The sequence below is a fragment of the Paraburkholderia sp. Ac-20347 genome (assembly GCF_017104805.1).
GTDB classification, from domain to species: Bacteria; Pseudomonadota; Gammaproteobacteria; order Burkholderiales; family Burkholderiaceae; genus Paraburkholderia; species Paraburkholderia tropica.
Map to the genome: position 1 here is coordinate 1 of NZ_JAAGPN010000213.1, position 13,873 is coordinate 13,873.

13 protein-coding genes and 2 pseudogenes are annotated in these 13,873 nt (G+C 63.4%); 7 read left to right on the forward strand and 8 right to left on the reverse strand.

Features of this window, described 5'->3' with window-relative positions:
- The 4 genes and pseudogenes from G3N97_RS28985 to G3N97_RS39680 form a co-directional block, all read right to left on the reverse strand.
- Positions 1-119 (reverse strand): annotated as a pseudogene (locus G3N97_RS28985) (succinate dehydrogenase, cytochrome b556 subunit); the annotation flags it as partial.
- Between the two features lie 78 nt (positions 120-197).
- Entirely contained in the window at positions 198-500 is a 303-nt protein-coding gene (locus tag G3N97_RS28990; protein ID WP_205996400.1) for a DUF3579 domain-containing protein, read from the reverse strand.
- Positions 501-564: 64 nt separating this feature from the next.
- The gene (gene mqo, locus G3N97_RS28995; protein WP_205996401.1) at positions 565-2,214 is read right to left on the reverse strand and encodes a malate dehydrogenase (quinone); all 1,650 of its coding nucleotides are present in this window, start codon (positions 2,212-2,214) and stop codon (positions 565-567) included.
- 393 nt (positions 2,215-2,607) lie between these two features.
- A complete protein-coding gene (locus G3N97_RS39680) occupies positions 2,608-3,192 on the reverse strand; it encodes a hypothetical protein (RefSeq protein ID WP_241030896.1) in 585 nt (194 codons plus the stop codon).
- Between G3N97_RS39680 and G3N97_RS39685 the strand changes: the two genes are divergently transcribed.
- Positions 3,100-3,375, forward strand: a complete 276-nt coding sequence (locus G3N97_RS39685) for a DUF3331 domain-containing protein (protein WP_346778138.1) — start codon at positions 3,100-3,102, stop codon at positions 3,373-3,375. The two genes, G3N97_RS39680 and G3N97_RS39685, sit on opposite strands and share 93 nt — an antisense overlap.
- Before the next feature lie 105 nt (positions 3,376-3,480).
- Positions 3,481-4,149, forward strand: a pseudogene (locus G3N97_RS29010) (VacJ family lipoprotein); the annotation flags it as partial.
- Positions 4,150-4,302: 153 nt separating this feature from the next.
- Here the strand turns inward: G3N97_RS29010 and G3N97_RS29015 are convergent.
- Together G3N97_RS29015 and G3N97_RS29020 are read right to left on the reverse strand one after the other, a co-directional pair.
- On the reverse strand, positions 4,303-5,454 hold the full coding sequence (locus G3N97_RS29015; RefSeq protein WP_205996405.1) for a porin: 1,152 nt from the start codon (positions 5,452-5,454) through the stop codon (positions 4,303-4,305).
- 400 nt (positions 5,455-5,854) lie between these two features.
- Positions 5,855-6,565: a GntR family transcriptional regulator gene (locus tag G3N97_RS29020; RefSeq protein WP_205996406.1), complete on the reverse strand. Its 711-nt coding sequence runs from the start codon at positions 6,563-6,565 to the stop codon at positions 5,855-5,857.
- A gap of 286 nt (positions 6,566-6,851) precedes the next feature.
- Between G3N97_RS29020 and G3N97_RS29025 the strand changes: the two genes are divergently transcribed.
- From G3N97_RS29025 to G3N97_RS29045, 5 genes are all read left to right on the forward strand, one after another.
- Entirely contained in the window at positions 6,852-8,123 is a 1,272-nt protein-coding gene (locus G3N97_RS29025; protein WP_241030893.1) for a major royal jelly family protein, read from the forward strand.
- 177 nt (positions 8,124-8,300) lie between these two features.
- The gene (locus G3N97_RS29030; RefSeq protein ID WP_205996407.1) at positions 8,301-9,305 is read left to right on the forward strand and encodes a C-terminal binding protein; all 1,005 of its coding nucleotides are present in this window, start codon (positions 8,301-8,303) and stop codon (positions 9,303-9,305) included.
- A 134-nt stretch (positions 9,306-9,439) separates the two neighbouring features.
- Positions 9,440-10,090, forward strand: a complete 651-nt coding sequence (locus G3N97_RS29035; protein ID WP_183039770.1) for an RraA family protein — start codon at positions 9,440-9,442, stop codon at positions 10,088-10,090.
- Positions 10,077-11,024 carry a sugar kinase gene (locus tag G3N97_RS29040; protein ID WP_205996408.1) on the forward strand — a complete coding sequence of 316 codons (948 nt, stop codon included), beginning with the start codon at positions 10,077-10,079 and terminating at the stop codon, positions 11,022-11,024. Before G3N97_RS29035 ends, G3N97_RS29040 begins: the two co-directional genes overlap by 14 nt.
- Positions 11,025-11,127: 103 nt before the next feature.
- Positions 11,128-12,468 (forward strand): MFS transporter, encoded by a 1,341-nt coding sequence (locus G3N97_RS29045; protein WP_205996409.1) that lies wholly within the window; start codon positions 11,128-11,130, stop codon positions 12,466-12,468.
- Between the two features lie 112 nt (positions 12,469-12,580).
- Here G3N97_RS29045 and G3N97_RS29050 read toward each other — a convergent pair whose 3' ends face one another.
- Both G3N97_RS29050 and G3N97_RS29055 read right to left on the reverse strand, forming a co-directional pair.
- Positions 12,581-13,408 carry an IclR family transcriptional regulator gene (locus tag G3N97_RS29050; RefSeq protein WP_205996410.1) on the reverse strand — a complete coding sequence of 276 codons (828 nt, stop codon included), beginning with the start codon at positions 13,406-13,408 and terminating at the stop codon, positions 12,581-12,583.
- A 140-nt stretch (positions 13,409-13,548) separates the two neighbouring features.
- A partial coding sequence (locus G3N97_RS29055) for an SDR family oxidoreductase (RefSeq protein WP_205996411.1) occupies positions 13,549-13,873 on the reverse strand: 325 nt, incomplete at its 5' end.

A 13,873-nucleotide genomic window follows, 5' to 3' on the forward strand; every position in this document is an offset into this window, starting at 1 on the left:
CCGCTCACGCGGTGACCGATCGATACGCGACCGGCCAACGGCAGGCGGTATGCGAACAATATCTGCCCAATCCCGATGTTCCGGTATTCCGGCCTCGGTTTTTTTGCGGCTTCTGCCATGCTAGACCTCTCGCAGCTTGAAAAGCGACATCTCGGTTGAAAACGGCGGGATTGCGGGGAATCCTCGTTGGAATGGTGTTAGCCCTGTTTCTCCACCACGAGATCGTTGTCCTTCGCGAACCGCAGCACGAAATCGAATGCGTAGGGCGCGACGTCGCGCAGCCGCGCATCGAGCACCACGCATTTCAGGTTGCCGATGATCATCGGGCTCACCCAGGGCGAGTAACGCAGGTGCGTGTCTTCCTTTCTCACGCCGCGCGCGGGCGGACCGAAACTCGACATCGCACCGGCAAGACGTTCCGACCAGTCGCTCGGCCGGAACGTCTTGCCTTTGTGGGTCACGCCTTGAATGACGTAAGCAGCGGGCTGCGCGCTATTCATTTGCAATTCCCTCTGCAATTCGGTTGTGGAGTTCGGACATCGCGATGAAACGGGCACGCGGCGCTCAGGCCAGCGAACGTTGAGCCGCGGCGACACCGGCAGCGCTCGCGGCATGCATCGCTTCGTGGCCTTTCGGCGTCCACATCGGCGGCGCGCTCAATTGCAGCGCCTCGCTGGTCGCATTCAGCGATTCGAGCGCCTTGCGCGGATTCGCCGAAAGTTGCGTGCCGTAGCCCGGAATGATCTGGCGGATCTTCGCCTGCCACGCGGGCGAACGCAGCCGCTCTTTGAACGCCATGTCCAGCAGATTCAGCATGATCGGCGCGGCCGTGGATGCGCCCGGCGATGCGCCGAGCAAGCCCGCGATACTGCCGTCCTTCGAACAGACGATTTCGGTGCCGAGTTTGAGCACGCCGCCCTTGACCTTGTCGCGCTTGATGATTTGCACGCGCTGGCCCGCTTGCCAGAGACGCCAATCCTGTTGCTGCGCGCGCGGCAGATATTCCTGCAACGTCTTCAGTCGATCCGCATCGGACAGCATCAATTGACCGGCGAGATATTTAATCAACGAAAACTCGGAGAGGCCCACGCGCACCATCGGCACGATATTGTTCATGCGCGTGCTCGCGAGCAGATCGCTATACGAACCGTTCTTGAGGAACTTGGTGGAGAACGTGGCGAACGGCCCGAACAGCAGCGCCTTTTTGCCGTCGAGAATGCGCGTGTCGAGATGCGGCACCGACATCGGCGGCGAACCCACCGACGCCTTGCCATAAGCCTTGGCGAAATGACGGCCCGTAATTTCACTGTTTTCGGTGACGAGAAATGAACCGCCCACCGGAAAGCCGCCATATTCCTTCGCTTCGGGAATACCGGCTTCCTGCAGCAACGGCAGCGAACCGCCGCCCGCGCCCACGAACACGAAACGCGCGTCGATACGGCGTGTTTGCGCATGCGATTGATGATTGCCGACCGTCACGCGCCAGCTGCCGTCGTCGTTACGCGAGATCTGCTGGACGTCGCTATTGAGCAGCAGATTGAAATTCGACTGGCTTTCCAGATAGCGCACGAATTGATGGGTGATTTCGCCGAAATTCACATCGGTGCCAATCGACGACCACGTGGCCGCCACTTTCTGGCGACGGTCGCGGCCCTCCATCATGAGCGGCGCCCATTGCGCGATCTCGCGATGCGATTCCGAGTACTGCATGCTCTGGAACAGCGCATTGTTTTGCAGCGCTTCGTGGCGCGCTTTCAGGAAGCGCACGTTCTCGTCGCCCCAGACGAAGCTCATATGGGGCGTGGAATTGATGAACGAACGCGGCTGCTTGAGAATGCCGCGGCTCACGCCCCACGACCAGAATTGGCGCGAAACCTGAAAGTCCTCGTTGATCCGCACGGCCTTGGCAATGTCGATCGAACCGGAAGCCGTACGCGGCGTATAGTTCAGTTCCGCCAGCGCCGTGTGGCCCGTGCCTGCGTTATTCCAGCCATTCGAGCTTTCGGCGGCGACGTCGCCGAGTCGCTCGACCATGGCCATCGACCAGCCGGGTTCGAGTTCGTGCAGCAACACGCCGAGCGTCGCGCTCATGATGCCGCCGCCAATGAAGAGAACGTCGACCTTGTCGAAGTCGTTTCCGGATTCGCCGCGCGAGTGAGCGGATTTTTCCGGTCGCGTTAGCGCGTCACGTTGTGCATTTTCCAAGATGGTCATTCGCCGGCGCCGAAGCGCAAGATGATTTCCACAATTGCTTCAGCGGCATGGAGTCGCTGAAGCGTCGCATTGCCTGATCTCATCGAATCCATGCTTCGCGGTCGGCGATAACACGCAATGGAATGCGCAAAGACGCTGAATTCGGTGAGAACCGCTCAATAGATCTGACGAACACGCTGCGTCGTCTGTCTAGCCGGAAGCGATGTTACGGCCTCGCCCCTGCTACATATAGTCGCGGTGTGGAAATGGACCTTTACCGGTTATCTGCGAATAGCCCTGGTTTTCACGTTGTTATTTTTTCGATTTACGCAGTGCTGTATTGCTGATCGTGCGCTGGCGAAAATATTGGTTTTACGCGCTTCGCCAGCGGAGTGCATGGAACGGACCCTTGCTTCAGGCAGGCTTAATCGGTGCAGAACGCCGAACTATAGTTCGCACTGTTGCGGCACTGTGACGCCGCCAGTAAGGAGAAAAGTCGTGAAAGTTCTGCATTGCCTCGTGATTGCCGTTTCGTTGTGCGCCGCCACCGCCCATGCGCAGGGCAATCATGCGCAGCCGTCCGCTGCTGCCGAAAACGCTGTCGTGAATCAGGACGTGTCGCCCGAGCATGGTTTCGGCCGCGTCGAACACCATAAACAAGCCGACAAGAAAGACGAATGCGTTGGTCCGGTGTCGTTCTGCAATATCTATTTCGGAAGCTGATTCGCTTTTTCCCCGTTTCGGAGAATGAGTTTGAACGACGCGAATACCCACCTCGTTTGGGAAAGCACTGTTGCGCTGCTTGGAAGAATCTCGTCGCCTGACGACGAACTGGCGCGAGCCATTCTTTCCGGGCAGCACCAGCGGTGGCAGGCGTGGAAGAAAAGCGCGGCGGCCCGGCAGGGCGTGCGCAATCTGGATGCGTCGAGCTTTACGATTGTCGATCGCGTTTCCGAGCGGTCGATTCTGATCTGCTGGTGCGATGCCACGCTTGGACATTACGCCGAGCAACTCTGGGTGCGAGGTGTGGCGCGTCGCTCGACGCTGTGCGTCTTGAGCGGCTTGCGCGTGCGGCGCGGCGATATCGTGTATCGGCCTTGCACGCGTGGTCAGCGCTCGGTGAATTGCGAGGAAGTCGTGCTGGCGTTCATGGTGGACGGCGTGCCGGGCGCGATCAGTTAGCCGTTGCGTGCATCGTCGCCGATACTCCGCATCGTTATTGCACATCGATAAAAACAAAGGGGAAGGGCGTTTCGCTCGCCTGAGTCTCCGTCTATCAAGCTGTTTATGAAGTCAACCACCCTCGCGCGCCGCGCCGCGCGGACCTTGAGTCTCGCCGCGCTGATGGTATTGAGCGCGTGCGCCACGACCGGTCGCCGCGAAGCCGACGATCCGCTCGAACCGATGAATCGCGCGATGTTCTCGTTCAACGAGGGCCTCGACCGCAACGTGGCGAAGCCCGTTGCCAGCGCCTACGCGCACGTGATGCCGGAGCCGCTGCAAACGGCCGTCGGCAATCTCTTTTCGAATCTTGGCGATGTCGGCAACTTCGTCAACGATCTGCTGCAACTGAAAGTCGCCGACGCCACCGAAGACCTGATGCGCTTCGCGATGAATTCGACCTTCGGTCTCGGCGGCTTGCTGGACTGGGCGACGCCCGCCGGTCTGCCCAAACATCACGAGGACTTTGGCCTGACGCTCGGGCATTACGGCGTGCCGTCCGGGCCGTATCTGGTGTTGCCGCTGTTCGGGCCGAGTTCGGTTCGCGACGCGAGCGGCCTGCTCGTGTCGAGCGCGCTCAATCCGACGACGTTCATGCCGCTCGTGGCGAGCACGCCGCTTTTCGGCGTGAACGTGGTGAGCACCCGCTCGCATATGCTCGGCGCGACCGATCTGCTGGAGATGGCGGCGCTCGACAAATACAGTTTCGTGCGCGACGGCTATTTGCAGAGTCGCGCGAATGCGCTCGACGAGCGCAAGACGCTGCCCGATTACGATGATCCTTCCGCACAGGGCGGCGGGCAGTCGCAGGCGTCGAAGTAAGCGGGCGAAAGAAGAGCGCGCGGCGCGGATTCCAAACCGGACCCGCGCCGCGCGCTTCTACATCGATCAGAAAATCTTGCGAATCCCGATCGCCGCGCCGACGTTGTTGCTGCGCCCGAGTTTGTCGACCGTGCCCGTGAGCGTGTCGGTGGTGCCCGGATAGTCGGCGGCAAACGCGCCTGTGCCGCGCGAGAAGTCGGCCGTGCCGTAGATCTCCGTATGTTTCGACAGCGAATATTCCGCCAGCACGGTCGCCGAATAGTTGACGCCCGAGCCGAGCGTGCCGTCGAGCAGTTCGGCGTTGCGCGTGCGGCCGTAATATCCGGCGACGGTAATCAGCAATGGCCGCGTCGCTTGCCAGTTCGCACCGATATAGAACGTGTCGTCGATACGATTCGGGCTACTGCCCGGCAGTTTGGGCGCGCCCGATTGCTGCATGTTGGCATCGGTCGTGCCGGTCTGATCCTGTGCGCGGATCCATCCGCCCAGCAAGCGAACCGCGGACGTGATCTGATACGCGCCGCTCACATGCAGCAGATTGATTTTCGCGCCATTAACGGTGCTGCCCGACGCGCTGCTCACCGAAGTCTGCTGAAAACCTGCGCCGAGCATCGCCGGGCCGCGCGCGTAACTCAATTCGACGCCATAGCTGCTGCCGAGGCCTACCGATCCGGCGTGATTGCCGAAGCCGTAAATCGCGTCGATGGTCAGGCCGTTGACGTTCAGCTTGTATTTGACGCTGTTATTGATCGTCAGATACGGGCCGATGCCGTTCCACATCCAGCTGTCCTGCCAGTAATTGCCGACGGTGAGCGGGTCGAATATGTCGCCCATCGTGTCGTAAAGCGGCGCATATTGATTGCCGAGGGTGACGGCGCCGTAGCGTTCGCTCGACAGACCCACGTAGGCCTGGCGGCTGAATAGCGTATTGGCGACGTGCATTTCGCCGCTATTCACTTCGAAGCCGTTTTCGAGGCGAAAGATGGCGGACACGCCGCCGCCCAGATCTTCGCTGCCGCGCAGACCCCAGCGGCTATGGGTTTCCGGACCGACGGCCATGCTCATCAGGTCCTTGCCGTCGGCGGCGGCATTCGTTTGATAGCGCAGCGCCGTATCGACGATGCCGTACAAGGTCACCGAGCTTTGTGCATGGGCCGACGAGGTGCCCGCGATGGCGGTCAGCGCGCCAATCGCCCCTGAAATGACGACGTTTTTCATTGTTTGAGTACGGTGTGAGGTCCAATGCCGAACGTTGCGATCGGCGTCTCGATCCGCCCGTTTAAACGAGCGGACGGAGCATAGTGGTTCGGCCAGACGCGAGAAATTGCGCCGCGCGAAGAAGTGCGTTGCACTTCGCGGAAGAATGGCGCGACGAGGGAGAAAGAGAGGGCGCGATGCGTGCTGACGGGCGAATGCGTTCAGGGAACGGCATTCACGCGGGCGCGGTAAGAGACTGTTCCTGCACAGGCGCTTGACGCGCGCGAAGTGCGCCCCGATCAGATATCACGGCACGTGATAGGCCAGATCAGCAATCCGGATTGGACACGCCGCCACGCAGCGCTGAATATGCGTGATGCGGCATGACTAGCGGTGAATCACTCTGATTGATAAACGCTGATTAACGGCCCGCGATTGCGTGGTGCAGGGCCGCTTGCGGCGCATCCGCGAGCGCGGGCGTCTGTCCCAGACTGGCGCGGATATACGAATGCTCGGTGCTGCGAATATGCGTGCGCAACTCCGTGCACGCCTTCTTCACATTGCCCTCGCGCACGAGTTCCATGATGTGTGCGTGGGTGTCCTGGCAGGAATCGACGGTCTCGTCGGCCACCGACAGGCGCGCGCGCAACGCGTGAATCTTGTCGGCGACGAGCTGATACGCCTGCTGCAGATAACCGTTCCCGCACGCGGCGACGATCGCGCCATGAAACGCGGCGTCGTGATCGCGCGCGCGTCCGTCCTCGGTGCCGCTCGCGGGCGCGAGCGCTTGAGCCAGCGCGTCGGCGAGCGCGGCGCTATCGGCCTTCATCGCCAGTTCCAGCGCCGACGATTCGACGATCTCGCGAAAGCGGCAAATCTCGCGCACCTGCTCCACGGTCGGCTGGAACACGTAGGTGCCGGATTGCGGCTGCACTTCCACGAGCCCTTCGAGCTTCAGTTGCACCAGCGCCTCGCGCACGGGCGTCTTGCTCACGCCGAGCTGCCCGGCAAGCACGTTCTCGGACAGCTGGCTGCCGAACGCCAGATGGCCGTCGACGATCGCGCGACGGATGCTTTCTTTCGCAATAGCCGTGAGGGATTTCGGGCGCTCCCCCAGTTTTTCGATACTCATGGTCAGCCAGTGGGCGTATGGACCGGCGCGCGACAGCCTGGAGGCTGCTCGCCGATGCCGTGACGGGGACGTGCGCGGCGCGTTCCGCTGAATGGAGCGTCGCGCCGCAATGATCCGAAATATAGCACGCCCCCTTGTCGTATTGAGATCTGCAATCTAAGATATCAGTTGTCCGGGGCGCGAACCGGCCGGGTTCGGTCTGCGGCGCGCACGGCAAACGAAGAAAGCAAACGAAGAAAGCAAACGAAGAAGTCAAACGAGAAAGACAGACCGGAGGAGATGCTTCATGCAGGAGATCGACAAGAAAGCGGCGAGGCTGTTGACGAGCCGCCGCTGGATGAGCGCGCTGCTGGCCGGCGCGGCGCTGATGACGGCGGCGGGCGTGCAAGCCGCGTCGGACGGGCAGGGCGCGCAGGCGGAACCCGCCGTGCCGAAGCTCGAAGTCGTGGCGCAGTGGAACCGCTTGCCCTACGACCTCGGCGATCCTAAAGCCGAGCAGGCCTACGACGCGAATCAGACCTACAAGAAGGTGCTGCTGCAAGGCGTCAAGCTCGATTCGAAGGGCAATATGTATGTGAGCACGGCGCGCTGGGGCGGCCCCGAAGTGCCGGCCACGCTCTCGAAGCTCGTGAAGAAAGACGGCCAGTGGGAACTGCAGCCGTTCCCGAGCCTCGCGATGAACAAGGTCGGCGACCCGCAGGCGCTGCAATCGGTGCTCGGCTTCGAGATCGATCGCAACGACGTGATGTGGATTCTCGACCAGGGCCATATTGCCGGTCAGCCGTCGGCGCCAGGCGCGGAAAAACTCGTGCTCTGGGACCTCAAGACCAATCGCGAATTGCAGAGCTACGACTTTAGCGACGCCGATTCCGACAAGAAATGCTCGTTCCTCAACGACGTCGTGGTCGATAACGACCGCGACTTCGCCTATATCACCGACTCGGGCATCTTCTGCGATCACCTGCACGGCGGCCTCATCGTCTACGACCGCAAGCATAATCGCGCGCGCCGCGTGCTCGATCAGACCGTCTTCACGACGGACGAAGCGGGCTTCCAGTTCCGCATCGACAACCAGAACGTGCTGAGCAAGACGCCGATGCGCACGGGCGCGGACGGCATCGCGCTGTCCGGCGACAAGAAGACGCTCTACTGGACCAATCTGTCCGGCCACACGCTGTATTCGCTCGATACCGCGCTGCTGCGCGATTTCAGCACCAGCGAGTCGGCGCTGCGGACCTCGGTCAAACGCGTGGCCACGCTGCCGTCGAATACCGACGGCATGATCGCCGACCGCGCCGGCAACCTCTATATGACCGCGCTCGAAATGAACGGCATCATGTATCGCGACGCGAAGACCGGCAAGATTTCGACCTATGTGATCCATCCCGAGATGGTCTGGCCCGACACGATGAGCTGGGGCCCGGACGGCAATCTCTACGTGGTCGCGGGCCATCTGAATCTGTGGGTCGACAACGCAATGGACTTCGATCATCCAGCCGTGCCGAATTTCCGCATCTGGAAGGTGCAGGCGCACGGCCGCAGCTATAGCGCGCAGTAAAGACGCAGCAAAACCTTGATAACGCAATTGCAGTGACCGCAGTAAAGCGGGCCGCGCGACCGGGGTTCTGCACTCCGGTTGCGCGCGCCCAGGCAAACTCGTGCGCGTTCGGGCGTCGATCGGCTCGGATCGGCTTCAATCAGCTTCGATCGCGCGCAGTCGTGGAGGCAGGCAAGGGTGGAAAGCAGAAGTCTCGAAGAGGATCGCGGCGCGCCGCGCAAACGCGTGGTCGTGATCGACGATGGCTACGGTTCGTATGAAACGGAACAACGGATTCTGGCGGCGGTGAACGCCGACGTCGTGGTGCTGCCGTGTCGCGGCGACGCTGCGCGCGTGCGCGAAGTGGCCGCCGACGCCGACGCGCTGCTGGTGCGCGAATCGCCCGTGAACGCCGCCGCGATTGCGGCCATGCAGCGTTGCCGCGCGATCGTGCGTTATGGCATTGGCGTCGATAACGTCGATCTCGACGCCGCGCGCGACAAGCGCATTTACGTGGCGAACGTGCCGGATTACGGCGTGGAAGAGGTGAGCGATCAGGCGCTCGCGCTGCTGATGGCGGTCGCGCGTTACACGGTGCGCCGCGATGGCGCGGTGCGGGCGGGCGCGTGGAATGTATCGCGCGAGCAGAAGATGTACCGCATCGCCGGACGCACGCTCGGCCTCGTCGGTTACGGGCGCATCGCGCGCGCGTTCGAGCGCAAGATGCGCGGCATGGGCGTGGCGCGCGTGCTCGTGTATGACCCGTTTCTCGATCCCGCCAAAACGCCGGGCGTCGAATGCGTGGATCTCGATACGCTTTGCGCGGAAAGCGATTACATCTCGCTGCATTCGCCGCTCACGCCCGACACGCGCAAACTCATCAATGCGGCGCGTCTCGCGCGCATGAAGCCGACGACGATACTCGTGAACACCGCGCGCGGCGGCCTGATCGACGAAGCCGCGCTGATCGACGCGCTGCAACGCCGCGCGATCTTCGGCGCCGGTCTCGACGTGTTTGAAAACGAGCCGCCGCGCGCCGATCATCCGCTGTTTGCGTGCGAAAACGCCGTGCTCTCCGATCACACCGGCTGGTATTCCGAAGATTCGGTGGCGGAATTGCAGACCAAGGCCGCGCAGGAAGTGGCGCGTGTGCTGGGCGGCGATCAGCCGAAACACTGGGTCAATCCGTGGAGCGCTGCTTAAGCGTACACGTCAAGCACACAACTCAAGCGCATTCGCGCACCACGAAGGCAGACGGCGGCGCCTGATTTTCAGGCGCGGCTGTTATTCAGTTAATTAGTCATGCTATCGAAAGCATGAAACAAGGAGTGAAGTTTATGGAACTGCAAGCGCTCATCAGCGGATTCGAAAAAGTGGCGACGGCCTCGGTCGCCGACGCAGTGGACCTGATCGCGGGCCGCCGCGGCTTTATGGATCAGGCGATCAAGCCGCGCATCAACGACCGCAAGATCGTCGGTCCCGCCGTGACGATCCTCGAAGCGCCCACGCACGAAAAAGTCCCGCCGCAGCATGCGCTCGACGCCATCGACGAATCGCCGGAAGGCAGCGTGATCGTGATCGGCATCTACGGCGAGCCGAATGTGGCCGTGTGGGGCGGTCTGATGACGGCAGGCGCGGTGGCCAATCGCCATGCAGGCGCGATTCTCGACGGCGGCGTGCGCGACATCACGGAAATTCGCCGCGACTACGATTTCCCGGTGTATTCGCGCTCGGTGTCGCCTGGCACGACGGTGGGCCGCTTCACGACGCTCGCCGCGAATATCGAAGTGGAATGCGGCGGCGTGAAGGTGAATGCGGGCGACATCATCGTGGCCGATATCGACGGCGTGGTGGTCGTGCCGCGCGAGCACGCGGAAGCCGTGCTCAAGATGTCCGAGGAAATCGACGCACGCGAACTCGAGCAGGCGCGTCTGATCATCGGCGAAAAGTCGCTGCGCAAGGGACTCGCGAAATATGGCCGCATCTGACGTGAAGCCGGCCGGAGCGCCTGCGATCCTCGCGCTCGGCGAGCCGATGATCGAGTTCAACCAGTCGGCCTCCGACGACGCGCGTCAGTTCCTGCAAGGCTTCGGCGGCGACACGTCGAACTTCTGCGTCGCGGCGGCGCGCCAGGGCGCGAGCGTCGGCTACGTCACGCGCCTCGGCGACGACGCGTTCGGCAAGCTGTTCCTCGATCTGTGGCGCGCCGAAGGCGTGGACGTGCAGGGCGTCGCGAGCGATGCGCAGGCGCACACGGGCGTCTATTTCGTGACGCACGACGCGAGCGGACACGCGTTCAGCTATCTGCGCAAGGACTCGGCGGCGAGCCGGATGTCGCCGCAGACGCTGCCGCGCGATCTGCTCGCGGGCACGCGCTTCCTGCACGTCTCGGGCATTTCGCAGGCCATCAGCGCGAGTGCGTGCGATGCGGTATTCGAAGCGATCGCCATCGCGCGACAAGCGGGCGCGGCGATCTGCTACGACCCGAACGTGCGCCTCAAGCTCTGGCCGCTGGCGCGGGCGCGCGCGGTGATCGAAGCGACGGCGCGCGAAGTCGACTACATGCTGCCGAGTCTCGAAGACGCGCAAACGCTCACGGGGCTGAACGACGCCGAAGCGATCGTCGCGCATTACCTCGCGCTGGGCGTGCGCGTCGTGTGCCTGAAGCTGGGTGGCGACGGCGTGCTGGTCGCGCGCGGCGAGCAGCGCACGCGCATCGCGGGCCATGCGGTGAACGTGGTCGATGCGACCGGTGCGGGCGATTGTTTTGATGGCGCGTTCGTCGCGCGTCTCGCGGCCGGCGACACGCCCGAGGACGCCGCGCGCTACGCCAACGCGGCGGCGGCGCTCTCGACGCAAGGCTTCGGTGCGGTGGCGCCGATTCCGCGTCCGGACGCTATCGCCGCGCGGCTGAAAAACTGAACGGTGCATGACCGGCGCGCGCTGCGAAAGTGGCGCGCGCCATTCACCATTTCGTCAACGAATAAAGCAGCGTCACAAGCTGGACAGAGGTGAGGAGACACCCATGAGCACCGATATCGCGCTCGAAAAGCGCACCATGAGCAAGGTCACGCGGCGTCTGATGCCGTTTTTGATCCTGCTGTACTTCTTCGCGTTCCTCGATCGCGTGAACGTCGGCTTTGCCGCGCTCACGATGAATCGCGATCTTGGCCTGACCGCCTCGCTGTTCGGCTGGGGCGCGGGCATTTTTTTCATTGGCTATTTTCTGTTCGAAGTCCCAAGTAATCTCGCGCTCGCCAAAACGGGCGCGCGGATCTGGCTGGCGCGCATCATGATTACGTGGGGCATCGTCTCGGCGTGCGGCGCGCTTGTCAAGGGACCGGCCAGCTTCATGACGCTGCGTTTCGTGCTGGGCGCGGCCGAAGCGGGCTTCTTTCCGGGCGTGATTCTCTATCTGACGTTCTGGTTTCCCTCGCGTTATCGCGCGCAGATCATCGGGTTGTTCATGCTCGCGAATCCGGTATCGACGGCGCTTGGCTCGATCGTCTCCGGTTTCATTCTGCGCATGGACGGCCTGCTCGGCGTGGCGGGCTGGCAGTGGCTGTTCATCCTCGAAGGCATTCCTTCGGTGGTGATGGGCTTCGTCACGCTGCGCTATCTCAGCGATGCGCCTTCGAAGGCGCGCTGGCTCGACGCCGACGAACGCGACTGGCTCGATCGGCAGATCAGCAGCGAAGCGGCGGAACGCGCGCGCAAGCACAAGCTCTCGCTCGGCCAGACGCTGATGAATCCGCATGTGCTGCTGCTCGGCCTGATCTATTTCCTGATCGTGACGGCGAATAACGGCCTCGTGCTCTGGCAGCCGCAGATCATGAAGGCGCTCGGTCTCGCCGAACATTGGGTCGGGCCGGTGAACGCGATTCCGTTCGTGGTGGGCGCGATCACCATGCTGGTCTGGGGACGCCTCGCCGACCGGCGCGGCAAATATCGCATCGACCTCGCCTGCGCGTGCACGGTCGCGGCGGTGGGGCTGGCGCTCGCGGCTTCGTCGACGCAACCGCTCATGGTGATCGCCGGCCTCGTGCTCGCGGCGGTGGGCGGTTATGGCGCGCTGCCCGCGTTCTGGGCCTTGCCCACCACGTTCCTTTCGGGCACGGCGGCGGCGGCCGGTATCGCGCTGGCGAATTCGATCGGCAATCTCGGCGGTTTCGCCGGGCCCTATCTGATCGGCTATGTGCGCGCGACGACTTCCGGCTACGGCTACGGTCTCGCGATGCTCGCCGTCGCGGCGTTGCTCGCGGGGCTGATCAGCCTGTGTGCGCGCGGTCCTTCGGGCAGCGACGAAGCGGAGGCCTTCGACAGCCAGATCGACGCGCACGCGCATCGCCCGTCACGCGGCCATTGACGATAAACGACGGACAATAAGATACGCCCGCGCTGCCGTTCGGAACACGGCAGCGCGGGCGTTTTTGCTTGATCGGAGCGGAAGGAACTGGCGCTAAAGGCGTGCTCAGCGCTCAGCGCGCCGCAACCGGCCCGAGCCGCGCGGCAATCGTGCGGCATGCTGCGAGCAGCGGCTCGATGTAGTGGCGTTGTGCATCGGCCTCGCGGCGGAACATCGGCATGCTGATGCTGATGCAGCCCGCCGCGCGTCCGTCCGCGCCGCGAATCGCCGCGCCATAGCACCAGATCGACTGTTCGTTTTCCTCGCGGTCTTCCGCGTAGCCGCGTTGCGCCGTGAGTTCGATTTCGTGGCGGATTGCGTCGAGATCGGTCATCGTGTGTTCGGTGAAGCGCGTGCGCGGCGCGCGTTCGAGCAGCGGTTCGCGCTCGGCGGCCGAGAGCGTCGCGAGCCACGCCTTGCCGACCGAACTCGACGTCAGCGATACGCGCGTGCCGATGCGCGACGCCATGCGTACCGCGTGCGGGCTTTCGAGCTTCTCGATGTAGACCATTTCACCGTCGCTCGGCACCGCGAGATGCACGGTTTCCGAAGTGGCGTTGCGCAGTTCCATGAGCGCGTCGACGGCCGCGATGCGCAGATCGGAGCGCTCCCAGGCCCGGCTCGCGAGATTGACGAGGCGCGCACCGAGCCCGAACGTATTGCCGCCACCATGCGCCACCACCAGCCCTTCGGCCTGCAAGGCCGCGACGATGCGATGCACGGTCGGGCGCGGATAGCCGCTGGCCGTCGCGAGCTTCGCGACATTGGGCGGCGTTTCGGCGTCGGCGATCAGTTGCAGGACCGCGATGAACTTCGAAAACGCGGCGGCGCCCGCCACCGCCGTGGCAGCAGAGGGCAAGGCGGATGAAGCGGGCGGAGCGGACTTATCGGAATTCGACATCGGCGAACGAGGAGGCGGAAATGCGGGCAATCAGTGCGGCCGCGAAGCCACGGGTCGCGCCATTATGCCCGCAAACCCGGCGCGCGAAAATCCGCGCCGCCGGGCCGCGATGCGCGCGCGATGCCCGTGCGTTCACACGCTCACGCGCAGAGATAGCCGCCGTCGATCGGCACGATCGCGCCGGTCATGAACGACGCGGCCGGCGAGCACAGGAACGCGGCCACGTTCGCGACTTCTTCGGGCAGGCCCCAGCGCTTCATCGGCGTGCGTTCGAGAATGCCTTGCGAGCGGCTGCTGTCGTCCTGCAAGGCCTGCGTGAGCGGCGTCGCGATCCAGCCGGGCGCGATGGCGTTGACGCGAATCGAGTCCGCCGCGTAGGCGATCGCGAGCGAGCGCGTGAGCTGCGCCACGCCGCCCTTGCTCGCGCTATAGGCGGGCACGAGTCCGCCGCCGAAGAAACTCAGC